Here is a 15,779-nt window from a genome sequence, read left to right as displayed (position 1 = left end):
GACTACTTAATCCTTATTGCTAAAATTTGTCAGCACTGTAAGACTGCGAGGAACGGTTTTTATTGTAAGTGAGTTCCCTTCATAAATTTCGCCGTCTACGGCATAGGCTGTCGGTTTATCAAACGTTAAAGTGATAGTTGCTGCGCGTTCATGACGTATAGAATCTGATTGTTTTTTTGCATCAGCAGGGCTTAACACAAGCTCTGCTAGCGACAAAAATTGTTTGTCGGATGTGGTTTGTGGCTCAAGCCATGTTAAGTCTAACTTGCCATCTGTAATATTAGGTTGCTCTGCACCTTGGGCGAGTGCTGTAGTCATCGGCGCTGCATTAGCAATAACAAAGCTTGGAGTTTCAAAATTCTCGGCTTCGCGACCTTCTATTTCAACGCTAAAAGTCATGTTTTCGTTGTTGGATATGGCGTTCCATAAACCTTTTAAATAGGCGAATTGCCCACCCATATCTTTTTCTTCACGGTCGGCAGATGAAATCATTTTTTCTTCAAAGCCTACCGCTGCTACCAACAGCATTACACGGTCGTTGCATGTGGCGGTATCAATGTTAAGCGTATTCCCTTCGATGATGATGTCGCAAGCGGTACTAACAGGCATTACTTTACTGATATAGCCGTGCAATACCTGGCTTAACGCATTCGCAGTACCAAAAGGGATGATGCCCATGGTAACGTTTGTATTAACTAGCGCCGATGCCACCTCGGTTAAGGTACCGTCTCCACCACACGCTATTACAATGTCAACGCCGTCATCTCTTGCCGCCTCTGCTAGGGCTTTTCCGTCAACGTCCGGTGTGGTTTCTTTTACGGTAACTTCAAACTTTTCGTTAAGCCGAGACAATACATCTTCTTTATACTGCGCCCATTTTCCACCACCTGATACGGGGTTAACGATAAGCGTTAGTTTCTTCTGAAGTGACAACAACCCGCCGTCTCTTACTTTTTGAAGTGATGCCAATTGGCGTTTATTCAACCTTGCTGTTTGACGGATTTGATTTATTTGTGAAAGTGCTTGCTCTACGGTCAAGTCTGGATTCTTCGCAAGCAAATAGGCGGCGACGACTAATACAGAGCGGCCACGACCAAGCGCACAATGAACAACCACATTTTTGTTTGCCGATATTTGTTGGTTTAGCCAGTTAATGGCCAATACTAACTGTTCAGGTGTGGGGCTTGTGTGATCCAGCACGGGAACATTTAAATAGCGATAATCTTCTTGGTAGGCCGTCCAGTCAAGGCCATCAAATTCAGCTGTCACATCTAAAATAGCGTCGATATTATTTTTGTTAAGCAAAGGAACGTGTTTGCTTGACATTCGACAGCCCAAAAACAAATTGGGCTCGATTTTTTGAAGCGGCGGTACTTTATCTGTTCGGCGCGCATACGCATTGTAAAGCCCAGTACCTAACAGAAAAGGAATGAAAACCCAGCGAATATAAAATGGAATAGAGCCGTCTTCGCGTTTACGAAAGAGGCTAGGGTAGTTCAGCAAGTAGGCGCTACTTACTGCTATTAGTGAAAAAGCAACCCATCCAAACAGCAATTTCAATACGATTATCGGTAAGATAAACGTTAATACTAAGGCTGCAATTGCACCTAGTACGTAATACTTCACCATTTTCACGTTAGACACATCCTTTGTAATTGGAAAAAGTAAATAGCCTATGCATCTATACTTGTCCAACTGTGTTTTCGTTTACTTTTTAAGGTAATAGGTTTGAACTAACACGTTCTGGCTAACGTATGCTTTGATAATGAAAATATGAGTGTTTTAAATGAAAGATAGTGCAGTAGTTAAAGTTGTAAACTTCGCCTGGTTTCAGGGGGTTTGGTGGCTCGTTATTCTATTTCAGAACCAAGCCGTGATACCTGTTTTGGGCTTGATTGCGCTTTGGCTCTTTTTGTCTTCAAAACGCATTGAAGATATTAAGCTAATGAGCGCGGTATTTGTGTTAGGCACGCTAGTTGACGCACTGCTCACTTACAGTGGTCTTTTCATTTTCAACGAGACAAAGGCGCTGCTTTCTTTTTGGCCCATTCCTATTTGGCTGAGTTTGCTTTGGGTTGCGTTTGCCGGCACCGTATATCACAGTTTGACCGTGTTCAAAGGCCGCCCTGTTCTTGCTTCTATCGCAGGCGCTGTATTCGCTCCACTTAGTTACATTGCCGGCGCTAAATTTGGTGCCGTTGAGCTTGGTGCGAGCATACTGTTTTCTTATATTTTCATCGCCCTAGTGTGGAGCGTGGTGTTCCCACTTTGTTTTTATCTATCCAATCGTTTTGAGGCAAAACTGTCCCAAGCGTGAAAGCAAGGAGTGTATTGGCAATGACGAAGAACGTTTTAGTTACCGGTGGCAATCGCGGAATAGGTTTGGAAATAGTAAAGGGAATGCTCTCGAAAGGCTACAAAGTGCTAATGGGGTGTAGAGACGAAGAATCAGGTCTTGAAGCGAAAAAAGATACCGTTGGCGGAGACCTTCATATTATAGAAATGCCCTTAGACAACGAAACGGCTATTGTAGACGCCCTAGTTCGTACAGAAGCCGTGTATGGCCCCATAGATATTTTAATTAATAACGCTGGGGTGTTAGATGATACACCCTGGGATGAGGTTAACGCAGAGACGCTTGCCAAGTCTATGCAAGTTAATGTGAATGCGCCGCTTACCCTTATTCAGCAAACCCTTCCCCAAATGATCGACCGTGGGTTTGGTAGAATTATTAACGTGAGTTCAAGCTACGGTAGTTTTGCTGAAGGGTTAAAGGGGCCACTTAGCTATGCGTTGTCGAAAGCCGCGCTGAACGCGTTAACAGTGAAGATGGCAGCAGTGGTAGACGAAGCATCCGATAGCGGCTCGCTTAATGTCAAAGTTAATAGTATGACACCAGGTTGGGTACACACCAGAATGGGTGGCAGCGATGCGCCTAAGACACCTAAGGAAGGGGCTGACACTGCTATTTGGTTAGCGACGATCGAGGAGGGCGGCCCGCACGGTCAATTTCTAAAAGACCGAGAGCCTATCGACTGGTAATTATTCATGCTAGTGGCCCAGTTAGAGAATCTCGACTGGGCCGGTATAATGATAGTTGCGTAGCGTGTTCGTTACTTTACGCCTAAGCGGTGCTTTTACGTTCTATCACTACCTAGAGTGAAAAACGCTCTCTTAAAAAGCGAGCTATGCCGTCTTCATCGTGGTGGCCAATAACGGATGTTGCTGCGTCTTTGATATAAGGTTTAGCATTCGATGGCGCGTAGGCTTCATCCGCAAGTTCAAACATACTTAAGTCGTTGTCACTATCTCCAAAGCAAATCACATTGCTGGCGCCAAGCTGGTTTCTCAAAAGCTCAACGGCACTGCCTTTACTCGCTAGCTTGTGGTGCACATCCATCCAACGGTACTCGTCACCCTCTATTGCTGGGCCAGAGTAGGCGATAAGTTCATCATGCATGTTTAATTGTTGATACATATCGTATACAAGCGCTGCATCTCCAATCATGCTGATATTGGTTATATGCGCGGTTGCCGGAAGTGATTCAATAGTGGCAAGTTTCGCCTTAGTTCTAGAAAAATATTTTTCAATTAAATCACGCTCTACTTGGTATTTAGGTGTCGAATGATAAATCACATGTTCGTGATTAGGGCTGTCCATATTCACCGTATTGATAAATGGCGTAATATTGTTTTTGACTGCATGCTCAATAATAAGGTTAACTTCACTTGGCGCTAAAAGGTTTTCTAACGTAAGGGCATTGCCCGACGGGTCCCAAATTGCGACACCATTGTTGTAAATATGAGGCAGCAAGAAAGACTGCCCCTCTAATACGAACTGAGCAGAATGCATAGTGCGCCCTGTCGCGACGGTAAAGGCGATATCTTTTTCACCGAGTAGTGCTAAGGTCTCTTTGGTAAACGATGAGATTTGAGAGGACTTGTTCAATAATGTCCCGTCTAAATCAAAAAATATTAAATCCATACAATTGATGCCCAGTTTCTACAACAGTAATAATAAGGTTTTGAATAACGCGAAAGGCAATATACGCCAATGGTTCGTATATTGCCTCTTAAGATAATTGCTAAGTAGCGAGCACTACACCCAACATCTAACACCCAACATCTAACACATAACATCTATCATCCAATACATGATAAGCATGGCTTAGCATAATCGCTCCTTTGCTCTACCAAGTTGAAGAGTGGCTGACAACCCCGACTAGCGAATAGACTCGACAACATTATCTGAATGTTGCTTAAGTAGCTTAGTGACTTGCGAAGCCGATTGCGTTTTCTTTAAGTTAATAACAAGTGCAACCTTACCATATCTAACCGCATGACGAACTGTCTGTATTACTTCATTTCTGTCAGGGCGTAGTCCAATCAAGCCTGCCACAAACAAACCGATGAATAAGCCCGGGCTTATTAGTGCGATATAGGTAAACAGAGGGTTTTGCTGCGTTAAAGCAGGGCCAAACTGCGTAAGCAGAAACGCAGCAATAAGCCCGACAACTAAGCCTACAGCACCAAGCAGTAAATGAGACGACCACATACTCTTACCGATAGATGCACTGTTGCGCTCAAGCTTTTCACTCATTTTTGCATCGCCCGCTTCCACCACTTCAATTTGTGAGGTTTCCACCGATGTTTCATCTTGTACAATATTGATAACTTCGTTCACTTTTTGTTTAGAAGTGAACACCGCTGCTACTTGTAGTTCATCGTTAGAAACAACGCTGGCTCTGAAATTTTCATTGTCTGAATTTTGAATACTCATTATTGAATCCTTACTTCAATTTAAACCGTGTGCTTAGCAAACCCTGGTTTCAACGTCTCTTCGCTAAACGTTTCACAGTGGTAAAAAGACTTACGTTACCCGGTAACAGCTAAAAGTTTTCTCTAATGTATCTATCTATACAAGTTGCATTCCTATGAACGTATTATACGCTTTATACTTTAGTTTAAATTTTTCGTTTTCATCTTTTAACAGGCTGTTTTATAAAGGCTTTAATCGCATTGTTAAAAGAAGTTAAAGAAGGTTTTCAGGTAGAAGTTAAGGTGGGAAGCACAGAGATTTACCCACTAAGCCGGGTGGAAGTTAACGCTAGCATTACCTTATTGAGATAATTTTACACGGGCAGTGAAAAAATGTTACAGCGTATTTAGCGAGTAATAATCAAAAGCAGGCACACTATTAAAAGATGATGTGATCAATTCTTCTGTATAACTTGTAATTTGTATTCACAGTCAGGCGGTTCATAAAACCATAAACCTGTATTAATACGGAACGCGCTAAAAGGGAGAATGCTTTGAAAAAACGGATAAAAGGCTATTGTAATGTGCATGAAGATGATAGCCACCTATCAATTAAGCGCATTGCGTGCGGAAATAAACGTTTTTACTATCGGTACGCCAGTGGTAAGAAAGTTACCGGTCAACGTGTGATAAACCGCATAAAGAAACTAGTTATCCCACCGAATTGGCGAGATACCTTTATCAGCCGCGACAGTAAGGCGAGTGTTCAGGCGATTGGATACGATGAAAAAGGCCGTAAGCAATACATTTATCATGAGAAGTGGCATGAGCAACAGCAGGTACAAAAGTTTGAGCGGTTGATTGCTTTTGGCAATGCCCTTCCAGCGTTTCGAGAGCATTGCATTTCTCTCATTTCTCAATCTTCCTGGACGCTAGAGCGCGCATGCGCGCTTGTTTGTCTTTTATTAGACTACACCGGCGCTAGGGTAGGGAATACGCAATACAGTAAAGAGAACAACACCTATGGGCTTACGACGCTGCGACGCAAACACGTTCAGGCGCAGTGCGACGACAGTGTAGAACTTGCGTACATAGGAAAACATGGGAAACCGCGAACCCTGAAAGTGAATGACCCAGAATTGGCGTCTTTAATATGTGATTGCGCTCAACAACAAGGTTATTGCTTATTTCGCTATCAAGATCACCGTAAACAATGGCACGATGTAACGAGCGAAGATGTGAACGCGTTTATACATGAGAAGCTGAGCGAACAATTTAGTTGTAAGGACTTTAGGACTTGGGCGTCGAGCCGTTTTGCCCTAACGGTGATGCCCAACGTATATGAACGTGTAGCAAGTTCAAAAACTAAAAAGTGGGAAAGCACATTAAGTAAAACCGTATCAGCTGAACTAGGCAATACGCCAGCGGTTTGCAGAAAATATTATATTCACCCGAAACTATTTGCTATTAAAAACCAGAGGGAGGCTTTCGAAAAGACGCTAAATCGTGTGCGATCGCTGGCTGGTGAAGATTGTACACATATCACGCAATTGCTGCCTATAGAAAAGCTTCTTTTGGATGTTATTTCTACTAAGAGCAATGAGTGATGGGTTTACCCTAAAAATGTTTTAGCTGGAAGTAAAGTGAGGCGATTTATAACCATTTCGCGCAAAGTTAAAATGTTTCATGCCTTGCGCTAACTTTGTAACATCTTGAATAGTAAAGGTTATTTAATTTATAAAAAGTGAAATGTTATGTGAAACATTGTTGGCACAGAAAAGCCTACGAATGTGTTTTAAATCAAGTTGTATAAAAATTAAACTTGAAATATTTTTTCAAATCCTTATATTGTTTGAACTCTAATGATTATTGCTCGATTGAATTTTGCGTTTAAAAATTTCAAAAACGGTTTTTTACTAAAGCGTTTTTGAAAGGCGCCTTCGTTACTCACACAGGCAAACGCACTAATTTCATTTAAAGATCTTTAGCGACCTCTCGCAATAATCAATATAGAGTTTTCGAGAGCAATAGAGGAAATAACCCACGTTATGCCAATGGAAAGTTACCTGTCACTAGCAGTATATTTTATCGCAATGCTAGGGATAGGGTTGTTTGCTTACCGACAATCTACCAGTGATATTTCTGGTTACATCTTAGGAGGGCGACAAGTAAGCCCTCAAGTTACCGCGCTATCAGCGGGTGCATCTGACATGTCAGGTTGGATGTTAATGGGCCTTCCTGGCGCAATGTATTTAACCGGTTTCGATGCCGTTTACATTGCAATAGGGCTAGTAGCAGGTGCATTAGCCAATTATCTCTTAGTCGCGCCTAAACTCCGTGTTTATACCGAAGTAGCTGACGACTCGTTAACCGTGCCTGAGTTTTTTGCAAAACGCTTTAATACGCCCAACGCGAGCTTACGCATTGTCTCTGCGGTAATTATTGTACTGTTTTTTACACTGTACACGTCAGCAGGACTTGTAGCGGGCGGGAAGCTTTTTGAAAGTGCATTTTCAGTAGACTATCAACTTGGCTTGTTTATCACGCTGGGTGTGGTGGTGTCTTACACATTGCTAGGCGGCTTCCTAGCGGTAAGTCTTACCGACTTCGTTCAAGGCTGTATCATGTTCGTTGCACTGGTACTGGTGCCAATCGTTGCCTTTACCGAATTCGATAGTGTATCGCAGATGACAAGTGCAGCTTATCAATCTGTACCGGGTTTTTCGGCGTCTCTTGAAACACTGACCATCGTAGGTTTGTTATCAAGTTTAGGGTGGGGCTTAGGTTATTTCGGTCAGCCACACATTATTGTTCGCTTTATGGCTATTCGTTCTGTTAACGCTATTAGCACTGCGCGCAACATTGGCATGTCGTGGATGACAGTGACAATCATAGGCGCTTTAGCGACCGGGTTTGTCGGTATTGCTTATGCCAATCAGTTTGGCCTAGCGGTAGACGACCCTGAAACAATTTTTTATTATTTTTTCTCAAATTGCTGTTTCATCCACTTATTAGTGGTTTTTTGATGGCCGCTATTTTGGCAGCGATTATGAGTACAATTTCGTCACAGTTACTTGTTAGTGCGAGTTCATTGACGGAAGACATTTATCGCGTATTGGTGAATAAAAAGTCACCACAAAAAACACTTAGCGAAAAGCAAACGGTAACAATCGGGCGTTATGGTGTAGCGGGGGTTGCAGTTGTTGCGCTACTGCTAGCTATGGACGCGTCAAATACAATTTTATCTTTAGTAAGTAACGCTTGGGCCGGTTTTGGTGCTGCATTTGGTCCATTAGTCCTGTTTTGTCTGTATAAAAAGGACCTAACAGCGAAAGCGGCCATGGCAGGTATGGTGAGTGGTGCGGTAACCGTGCTGTTTTGGATTTATGCCCCGGTTTTAGCTGACGGTAAAACGTTAAGCAGCGTTATTTATGAAATTATTCCAGGGTTTGCGGTAAGTACGTTAACACTTTATGGGGTAAGCCGTTTCGGCGAGAACCCATCGAAAAACGTACAGGCAACGTTTGCGCAAGCCAGTGAAGAATTAGCGAATCAACAATCTTAAGGTTAAAAAGTTTATTATGAGTCATCCTAATTGGAAACGCGTAGTCATCAAAGTAGGTAGTGCATTAATATCGCCCAACCAGCAGGGTTGTAGCAGTCACTATTTGCTGAGTATTGCACAGTTTATCGTGCGATGCAGAGCCAACGGCACACAGGTAGTATTGGTGTCTTCTGGCTCAGTCGCAGCTGGCGCGCATTTGTTTCCAGAGCAAGAAAAATCTGATATTGCGGTTAAAAAAGCAATGGCAGCTGCAGGCCAAACCGAAATGATTGCCACATGGGACAGACTGTTTGACTTCCCTTCGGCACAGATGCTTCTAACTCACGCCGACTTGCGCGACAGAGAGCGGTACGTGAGTATCCGTGAAACGATATTTAGCTTATTGGATAACAATATTCTACCTATCGTGAACGAGAACGACACGGTCACTACCGATAAATTGAAAGTAGGTGACAACGATAACTTGTCAGCCATGGTAGCGTCGGCAGCTGAAGCAGACGCACTGATTATCTGTTCAGACATCGATGGGTTATACGATAAGAACCCCCACGAACATGACGACGCAAAAATGCTCAAGTCGGTTGATACCATCGACCAAAGCATTTATGACATGGCTGGTGATGCGGTTAAAGGCGGTGTAGGCACCGGCGGCATGCGCACAAAAATTGAAGCGGCGGAAAAAGCCGTTTCGCATGGTATAGATACATATATTATTAACGGCTTTACTGAGCTGTCGTTTAACATGCTGTTGTCGGGTGAAAACCCGGGTACGCATTTCAAACCTCACGCCAAGCCAATGCAAGAAAATGTGCATTGGATGCGCCATACGTCAAACGCGCAGGGCGAGGTTATAGTAGAGGGAGATTTCGATGACTCTCTACACAGCGACGCAGAGCAGCTTACCAGCAGCGAAATTATTGATGTGAAAGGTGAGTTCTCGGTCGGCGACACCATATTAGTACGTAAAGAAGACGGTACTAAGCTAGTGAAAGCGAAATCGAATTACAGTAGCTGTTTATTGAATTTCATTGCGAATCAGGAAAACGACGAATTTGCCCACGAGTTTGAAGAAAAAACGGGGCCAATTATTTCTGATCAGCACATAGCAAATCTGGAGAAAGAATGAGTATTATTACAGAGTTAGCACAACAGGCGAAAAAAGCTGCACGTACACTGGCGATTTTAAGTGAGAGCCAGAAAAACGCGGTGTTAACTGATATGGCCGCGGCTATTCGTGAAAATAAAAGCAAAATAATTGAAGTAAACGAAAAAGAAGTAGCGCGAGCGAAAGACAACAATTTAGACGCTGCAATGATCGACCGCTTAATTCTTAATGAAGAGCGTATCGAATCTATGGCAGAAGGGATTGAAGTTATTGTAGAGCTTGATGATCCGGTAGGTAAAGAGCGCGTTATCGGTACACGTCCAAACGGTATCGAAATCAAAAAAATGCGTATTCCTCTTGGCGTTGTGTGCATGATTTACGAAGCACGACCTAATGTTACTGCCGATGCAGGCGCGCTGTGCTTCAAATCGGGTAATGCAGTTATATTACGTGGTGGTAAAGAAGCGCTTGATACCAGCTTAGCCATTGCTGAGTTAATGCAAGACGTACTCGAAAAGCACAACTTGCCGAAAGCTTTGGTAACCGTGGTTCCAAATCCAGATCGTGCGCTTATGCAAGAGTTGATGGAGCAGCGTGATTACATCGACGTAATTATCCCTCGTGGTGGTGAAGGTCTTATTAATTACGTTACTGATAACGCAAAAGTGCCAGTAATTCAGCACTTTAAAGGCGTGTGTCATTTATACGTGGATAAAGACGCTGATTTAGAAAAGGCGTTAGCCATTCTTCTAAACGGTAAAACACAGCGTACTGGTGTGTGTAATGCTCTAGAAGGTTTAGTCGTTCACCAAGCGGTAGCGGGTGATTTCTTACCTAAAGTGGCCGATGCCTTCAAAGAAAAAGGCGTGAAGGTTCACGTTAACAAAAAAGGTAGCCAATATTTCGATGGCGCTGACGTAATTGCAGAAGACGCATACGGTGAAGAGTACCTAGGTTTAGAAATCGCAATTCGCGTTGTAGATGACTTCGAAGGGGCAGTAGACCATATTGCTCAGTTCGGTAGTAACCACACCGAGGTTATCATTACCGAAGATGCCGAGAAAGGTAAGCTGTTCCAGCGCGCGGTAGACGCGAGTGTGGTAATGGTAAACGCTTCTTCTCGTTTCTCTGACGGTAGCCAGCTTGGTTTAGGTGCGGAAATTGGTATCGCTACAACCAAACTGCATGCTTACGGCCCAATGGGCTTAGAGTCACTGACTTCAGAGAAGTACCTTGTGAACGGTGAAGGACAAATTCGTGACTAAATGACTGCAGTTATAACTGGTCGGCATTGTGCCACGAGTTTACATGCTTCATAATAAAAAGCGCTGACATTCGTCGGCGCTTTTTTATTTTTATTCAAAGATTTACCCTCGTAGCACAGACGGAGCATACATGGAGATTGTGATAGACCCCACGCAGTTATGGAATCAGCTTATTGCGTTTGCCAATGAGTATAAACTGCTAACATCACTACTACTTTTAATTGTATTGCACTTCATCAAAAAAGGTATGCTGTTGCTGATAAGGCGCATCAGCTCTCAGCGCGGGGAAGATAGAAGAAACCAGATTAATATTTTAGAGCAGTTAGGGAACGCCTTTATCATCATTGTATTGATGATGGTGTGGAGCTCTGAAATACAAACGCTTGCTATATCTATCGCTGCATTCATGGTTGCAATTGTGCTTGCTACCCGCGAGTTTATTCAGTGCTTCATGGGTTTCATTTATTACCTTGGCGCCCGGCCCTTTAGAGTAGGGGACTGGATCCAAATGAATAATATTATTGGTGAAGTGGTGGAAATGGACTGGGCTAAAACGGCGTTGCTAGAAGTTGATCCCGAGACCTTCAACTACACAGGAAAGCACGTGTATGTGCCTAATAGCCAGCTCGTAACCCAAACCGTACGCAACCTTAACTTTATGCGTCGTTATCGTCTCCACTCTTTTGAAATAGTGAATGAGCCTACAGTCAATGCCTATAGCTTGTTACCGGCGTTTCACGCTCGCGCACAAGCTCATTGCGAATACTTTCGCGACGTAGCAGAGCGCTATAAAGGCCTGATTGAACGTCATTTAGAACAAGAGTTTATTCGTATTGACCCAGAAGTGGAAATCAAAACGAACGAACTAGCCAAAGTAGTGGTAAAGGTGAGTTTGTTTTGCCCAACTGCGGAAGCTCATGAACTTGAACACAAGATGTGTTCAGATTGGCTAAGCCTGTGGTTTAGAGCGCAAAAGGAAGAACAAGCGATGTTAATGCAACAACAAAGCGAATTTAACACCAACATTTCCCCGTCTGCGACGACAACAGACCAACAAACGACGTCAAGTACAGGCTTATAAAAACGCATTTGAGGGCGGTCGGTTGATCAACTCCGGCCGCTGCCTGTTATTCGTGGCATGTCCAATTTCGTTGATGAGAAAAGTGCCCTTCTAAAAATGCCATTTGGTCGGCTAATATGCGCCTGTTCATTAAATAGAATCGCTCGTAAACGTTAGGTCTAAATGGCACGGCTAAAAGCGGCATATTGGCCTCTTCAGGCGTTTTAGCCCCTTTGGCATGGTTACAGCGCTGGCAGGCGGTAGCTACATTCGTCCACACGTCTTTCCCGCCGCGAGAGCGGGGGATAATATGGTCGCGAGTTAGCTGTTTGGGCGTGAATGTTTGGCCACAGTACATACATAGATAACTGTCGCGGCGGAACAAATACCGATTAGTGAGCGCCACTTTACCCGACAGGTCAGTAACTTTTCCATCACAGGCAATTATGCTTGAAAGGGTTAGTTGACTTTGCAACCCTTGGTGATTCCACCCCCCTTTAAGCGTTATCCCATCACTACCTAGTTCAAACAACACCTTATCTTGACTGTAAAGCTTTGCGGCGTGTTCAACATCTATCCACTCTTGTGGCATGCCTGCTTTGTTAAGTCGAAGTACCAACATGGTTATCTCCTTTAGCACACTTGAGGCTGGTGACCATTAATCTAGTGCAAGGGTCAACAAGCCTTAATATTAGACGTTCTTATTGTGATAAATACGCTTACTGTAACCTTTATGTAAGATGACATGTGCGTTCTTGTTTAGCTTACGTTTTGTTCTAGCATACGCTGTTTTATGTCAGTATGATGAAAATATAGTCAATATTTGAAATTTCAAAGATATTTCATATAGTCATGGTGCTATAGGTGGTAGCGGTAAATTACCGAGTTGATTACAAAATAATGCGACAAATTCCACGTGGGGCTGCATTTGGGAATGGCATTAACGCCACTTCAAAGTTATACTATGCGCCGCGTTTAAAAGCGATAAAATAAAGATTGAAATTAAAGGACAAATAGTGACTCCTATTACTAAATCATTTCAGTATGGACAGCATACTGTAACTCTAGAGACGGGTGTAATTGCTCGTCAGGCGACAGCTGCGGTTCTTGCGAGCATGGACGACACGTCTGTACTGGTAACAGTAGTTGGTAAAAAAGAAGCCAAGCCAGATCAAGACTTCTTCCCTCTAACAGTTAACTACCAAGAAAAAGCATACGCTGCGGGTAAAATCCCAGGTGGTTTCTTCAAGCGTGAAGGTCGTCCATCTGAAGGCGAAACATTGACTGCGCGTCTTATCGACCGCCCCATTCGCCCATTATTCCCAGAAGGCTTCAAAAACGAAGTACAAGTTGTTGTTACTGTAATGTCTGCTAACCCAGATATCCCCACAGACATCATCTCTATGATTGGTACTTCTGCAGCCCTTGCTATCTCTGGTATTCCATTCAACGGCCCAATTGGTGCGGCACGTGTTGGTTTCAGCAACGGCGAATACATTCTAAATACACGCGCAGAAGAGCAAGCTGAAAGCCAGCTTGACCTTGTTGTTGCGGGTACTGAAGGTGCAGTACTTATGGTTGAATCAGAAGCTGACGTGCTTTCTGAAGAAACTATGCTAGGTGCGGTAATGTTCGGTCACGAGCAACTTCAAACCGTCGTTAGCGCGGTTAACGAATTTGCTGCTGAAGTTGGCACTGAGAAGTGGGACTGGGCACCAGAAGCAGAAAACACTGCGCTTAAAGACAAAGTTAAAGCACTAGCTGAAGCTGAAATGACAGCGGCTTACCAGATTTCTGACAAGTTAGAGCGTAAAGACGCAGTAACGGCAGTAACTGAGAAAGCACTTGAAGCTATCCTTGCTGAAGACGAAGAACAAGACAAGAAAGAAGTACTAGATCTTCTTCACGATCTTGAATCTGACGTTGTACGTTCACGCATCCTTTCTGGCGCGCCACGTATCGACGGTCGTGAGCCTGCAATGATTCGTGCACTAGACGTAGCAACAGGTATTCTTCCTCGTACTCACGGCTCTGCACTATTTACTCGTGGTGAGACTCAGGCAATTGTTGCAGCGACTCTTGGTACAGAGCGTGACGCACAGATGATTGACGAGCTTCAAGGTAAGCGCGACAGCCGTTTCATGCTTCACTACAACTTCCCTCCATACTGTGTTGGTGAAACCGGAATGATTGGTTCGCCTAAGCGTCGTGAAATTGGTCACGGTCGTCTAGCGAAGCGTGGTATTCAAGCAGTAATGCCAAGTGAAGAAGAATTCCCGTACGTAGTACGTGTGGTTTCTGAAATCACAGAATCAAACGGTTCATCTTCAATGGCGTCGGTATGTGGTACTTCACTAGCGCTTATGGATGCGGGTGTTCCAATTAAAGCGTCTGTTGCGGGTATCGCAATGGGCCTAGTTAAGAGTGACGACAACTTTGTTGTACTTTCAGACATCCTTGGTGACGAAGATCACCTTGGCGACATGGACTTTAAAGTAGCGGGTACTACCGACGGTATTACTGCACTTCAAATGGACATTAAGATTGAAGGTATTACTAAAGAAATCATGCAAATTGCGCTTAAACAAGCAAAAGAAGCACGTTTGCACATTCTTAACGTAATGGACGAAGCGATTGGCGGTCACCGTGAAGAGCTAAGTGAATTTGCTCCACGCATTTACACAATGAAGATTGACCAAGACAAGATTCGTGACGTTATCGGTAAAGGCGGCGCAATGATCCGTCAAATTACTGAAGAGTCTGACACTAACATCGAGATTGAAGACGACGGTACTATCAAAATCTTCGCTACAGAGCGTGCGAAAGCAGACATCGCTATTAGCAAGATTGAGCAAGTAACGGCTGAAATTGAAGTTGGTAAGACTTACAACGGTAAGATTACACGTATTGTAGACTTCGGTGCGTTCGTAGAAGTACTTCCAGGTAAAGAAGGTCTTGTTCACATTTCACAAATCGCTCACGAGCGTGTGAACAAGGTTACTGACTACCTTAAAGAAGGTGAGATGGTTGACGTTAAGGTTATGGAAATCGACCGCCAGAACCGTGTACGTTTAAGCATTAAAGAGCTTCTAGAAAAGCCTGCGCCTAAGTCTGACGACGCAGAGTAATGCCGATTAGGTTTTAAACCTAGTTAGCTGTATATAAGTAAAAAGGGAGCTTGGCTCCCTTTTTTCGTTTTAGGTTTAAAAAGTAATAACCGGTTGGGTTTTACCCGTTAACCCATAGATTCAAACTATTACGATAAGCGCTTTTTTAGAGGTACTAAACAATGGATAAGCAAACGCAAACCGAAGTAGAAGCAGCGGTATTCCGCCGCTTAGTAGAACATTTAGACGCGAATAAAGACGTTCAGAACATCGACCTGATGATTTTGGCGGATTTCTGCCGCAACTGCTTGGCAAAATGGTATTCGGCAGCTGCAGGCGAGCAGGGCGCTGATATCGACTACGAAGCCGCCCGCGAAGTGGTATACAAAATGCCGTATTCAGAGTGGAAAGAGAAGCACCAGCTTCCTGCTACTGATGAGCAGTTGGAGAAGCTGGCTGCTAGGCAGGAGAAGTAGTTTTTTGATAGAGTGACGTTTAATTATTTTTTTGAAGCCAGGGGAAGCTGGCTTTTTTGTGTTTGGCTTGCGTGAAAAACACCAAAATCATCTGCACGATGATTTGGTGTTTTTAATAAATGAGCGAAAAACGACATTACGTTTTTTTCTTTATTTCTCTTGTGGTTGTGGTTTAGAGTAGTGGTTAATTAAAAGGACAAGTACCCGAAAGTGGTGTGGAATAGCATGACGTTTTGGGGACGAGTAAACTGTTAGGCGTCATTTACTCACAGCATTAAAGTGTGGGTTCGGACGTGACATTCCGGCATCAAGGTTGTTTCGCTAGGCTGTCTTTGCAGCTTGCTTTTTCGGTAGTTTCAACGGCTTTAGTAACGCGCTTTTTATCAACACCGAAACGCCAACATTCAACATCACCAGTCTTCTAAACTCGCTCTTTTATCCAG

General features: G+C 43.7%; 12 protein-coding genes and 1 pseudogene. 9 read left to right on the top strand and 4 right to left on the bottom strand.

Going from position 1 to position 15,779, the window contains the following annotated elements:
* Positions 1 to 6 precede the first annotated feature (6 nt).
* Positions 7 to 1,635 (bottom strand): diacylglycerol kinase family protein, encoded by a 1,629-nt coding sequence (locus ACX5J7_RS05175; RefSeq protein WP_023559689.1) that lies wholly within the window; start codon positions 1,633 to 1,635, stop codon positions 7 to 9.
* Positions 1,636 to 1,786: 151 nt separating this feature from the next.
* Here ACX5J7_RS05175 and ACX5J7_RS05170 point away from each other — a divergent pair, with 151 nt between their 5' ends.
* Together ACX5J7_RS05170 and ACX5J7_RS05165 are read left to right on the top strand one after the other, a co-directional pair.
* Positions 1,787 to 2,317, top strand: coding sequence for a DUF2878 domain-containing protein (locus ACX5J7_RS05170; RefSeq protein WP_498706330.1), 531 nt, complete (start codon positions 1,787 to 1,789; stop codon positions 2,315 to 2,317).
* A 20-nt stretch (positions 2,318 to 2,337) separates the two neighbouring features.
* The gene (locus tag ACX5J7_RS05165; RefSeq protein WP_071959174.1) at positions 2,338 to 3,042 is read left to right on the top strand and encodes an SDR family NAD(P)-dependent oxidoreductase; all 705 of its coding nucleotides are present in this window, start codon (positions 2,338 to 2,340) and stop codon (positions 3,040 to 3,042) included.
* Between the two features lie 112 nt (positions 3,043 to 3,154).
* Here ACX5J7_RS05165 and ACX5J7_RS05160 read toward each other — a convergent pair whose 3' ends face one another.
* Together ACX5J7_RS05160 and ACX5J7_RS05155 are read right to left on the bottom strand one after the other, a co-directional pair.
* Entirely contained in the window at positions 3,155 to 3,985 is an 831-nt protein-coding gene (locus ACX5J7_RS05160; protein WP_015067147.1) for an HAD family hydrolase, read from the bottom strand.
* Positions 3,986 to 4,222: 237 nt separating this feature from the next.
* The gene (locus ACX5J7_RS05155) at positions 4,223 to 4,780 is read right to left on the bottom strand and encodes a hypothetical protein (protein WP_071959175.1); all 558 of its coding nucleotides are present in this window, start codon (positions 4,778 to 4,780) and stop codon (positions 4,223 to 4,225) included.
* A gap of 532 nt (positions 4,781 to 5,312) precedes the next feature.
* On the opposite strand from ACX5J7_RS05155, the gene ACX5J7_RS05150 reads away from it, so the two are divergent.
* From ACX5J7_RS05150 to ACX5J7_RS05130, 5 genes and pseudogenes are all read left to right on the top strand, one after another.
* Positions 5,313 to 6,365 (top strand): DNA topoisomerase IB, encoded by a 1,053-nt coding sequence (locus ACX5J7_RS05150; RefSeq protein ID WP_498706328.1) that lies wholly within the window; start codon positions 5,313 to 5,315, stop codon positions 6,363 to 6,365.
* Between the two features lie 441 nt (positions 6,366 to 6,806).
* Positions 6,807 to 8,323 (top strand): annotated as a pseudogene (putP, locus tag ACX5J7_RS05145) (sodium/proline symporter PutP).
* 16 nt (positions 8,324 to 8,339) lie between these two features.
* A complete protein-coding gene (proB, locus tag ACX5J7_RS05140) occupies positions 8,340 to 9,449 on the top strand; it encodes a glutamate 5-kinase (RefSeq protein WP_498706325.1) in 1,110 nt (369 codons plus the stop codon).
* A complete protein-coding gene (locus tag ACX5J7_RS05135) occupies positions 9,446 to 10,693 on the top strand; it encodes a glutamate-5-semialdehyde dehydrogenase (protein WP_015067152.1) in 1,248 nt (415 codons plus the stop codon). The genes proB and ACX5J7_RS05135 overlap by 4 nt, the downstream gene beginning before the upstream one ends.
* 130 nt (positions 10,694 to 10,823) lie before the next feature.
* The gene (locus ACX5J7_RS05130; protein ID WP_015067153.1) at positions 10,824 to 11,774 is read left to right on the top strand and encodes a mechanosensitive ion channel family protein; all 951 of its coding nucleotides are present in this window, start codon (positions 10,824 to 10,826) and stop codon (positions 11,772 to 11,774) included.
* A gap of 46 nt (positions 11,775 to 11,820) precedes the next feature.
* Here ACX5J7_RS05130 and ACX5J7_RS05125 read toward each other — a convergent pair whose 3' ends face one another.
* Positions 11,821 to 12,375, bottom strand: coding sequence for an HNH endonuclease (locus tag ACX5J7_RS05125; RefSeq protein ID WP_474116081.1), 555 nt, complete (start codon positions 12,373 to 12,375; stop codon positions 11,821 to 11,823).
* Positions 12,376 to 12,769: 394 nt separating this feature from the next.
* On the opposite strand from ACX5J7_RS05125, the gene pnp reads away from it, so the two are divergent.
* Complete coding sequence (pnp, locus tag ACX5J7_RS05120; protein WP_278383442.1) at positions 12,770 to 14,881, top strand: polyribonucleotide nucleotidyltransferase; 2,112 nt, start codon at positions 12,770 to 12,772, stop codon at positions 14,879 to 14,881.
* 161 nt (positions 14,882 to 15,042) lie between these two features.
* On the top strand, positions 15,043 to 15,336 hold the full coding sequence (locus ACX5J7_RS05115; protein ID WP_498706321.1) for a DUF1244 domain-containing protein: 294 nt from the start codon (positions 15,043 to 15,045) through the stop codon (positions 15,334 to 15,336).
* Positions 15,337 to 15,779 lie beyond the last annotated feature (443 nt).

Source organism: Alteromonas infernus (assembly GCF_902705815.1).
Note: the sequence above shows the minus strand (reverse complement) of the source record. Positions and strands in the feature narration are given on the sequence as shown.

Excerpts from the sequence above, each read along its gene's own strand:
- ACX5J7_RS05165 (WP_071959174.1), top strand. The coding sequence starts at position 2,338 with ATGACGAAGAACGTTTTAGTTACCGGTGGCAATCGCGGAATAGGTTTG.
- ACX5J7_RS05125 (WP_474116081.1), bottom strand. The coding sequence starts at position 12,375 with ATGTTGGTACTTCGACTTAACAAAGCAGGCATGCCACAAGAGTGGATA.
- ACX5J7_RS05170 (WP_498706330.1), top strand. The coding sequence starts at position 1,787 with ATGAAAGATAGTGCAGTAGTTAAAGTTGTAAACTTCGCCTGGTTTCAG.
- ACX5J7_RS05160 (WP_015067147.1), bottom strand. The coding sequence starts at position 3,985 with ATGGATTTAATATTTTTTGATTTAGACGGGACATTATTGAACAAGTCC.
- proB (WP_498706325.1), top strand. The coding sequence starts at position 8,340 with ATGAGTCATCCTAATTGGAAACGCGTAGTCATCAAAGTAGGTAGTGCA.
- ACX5J7_RS05115 (WP_498706321.1), top strand. The coding sequence starts at position 15,043 with ATGGATAAGCAAACGCAAACCGAAGTAGAAGCAGCGGTATTCCGCCGC.
- ACX5J7_RS05130 (WP_015067153.1), top strand. The coding sequence starts at position 10,824 with ATGGAGATTGTGATAGACCCCACGCAGTTATGGAATCAGCTTATTGCG.
- ACX5J7_RS05135 (WP_015067152.1), top strand. The coding sequence starts at position 9,446 with ATGAGTATTATTACAGAGTTAGCACAACAGGCGAAAAAAGCTGCACGT.
- ACX5J7_RS05155 (WP_071959175.1), bottom strand. The coding sequence starts at position 4,780 with ATGAGTATTCAAAATTCAGACAATGAAAATTTCAGAGCCAGCGTTGTT.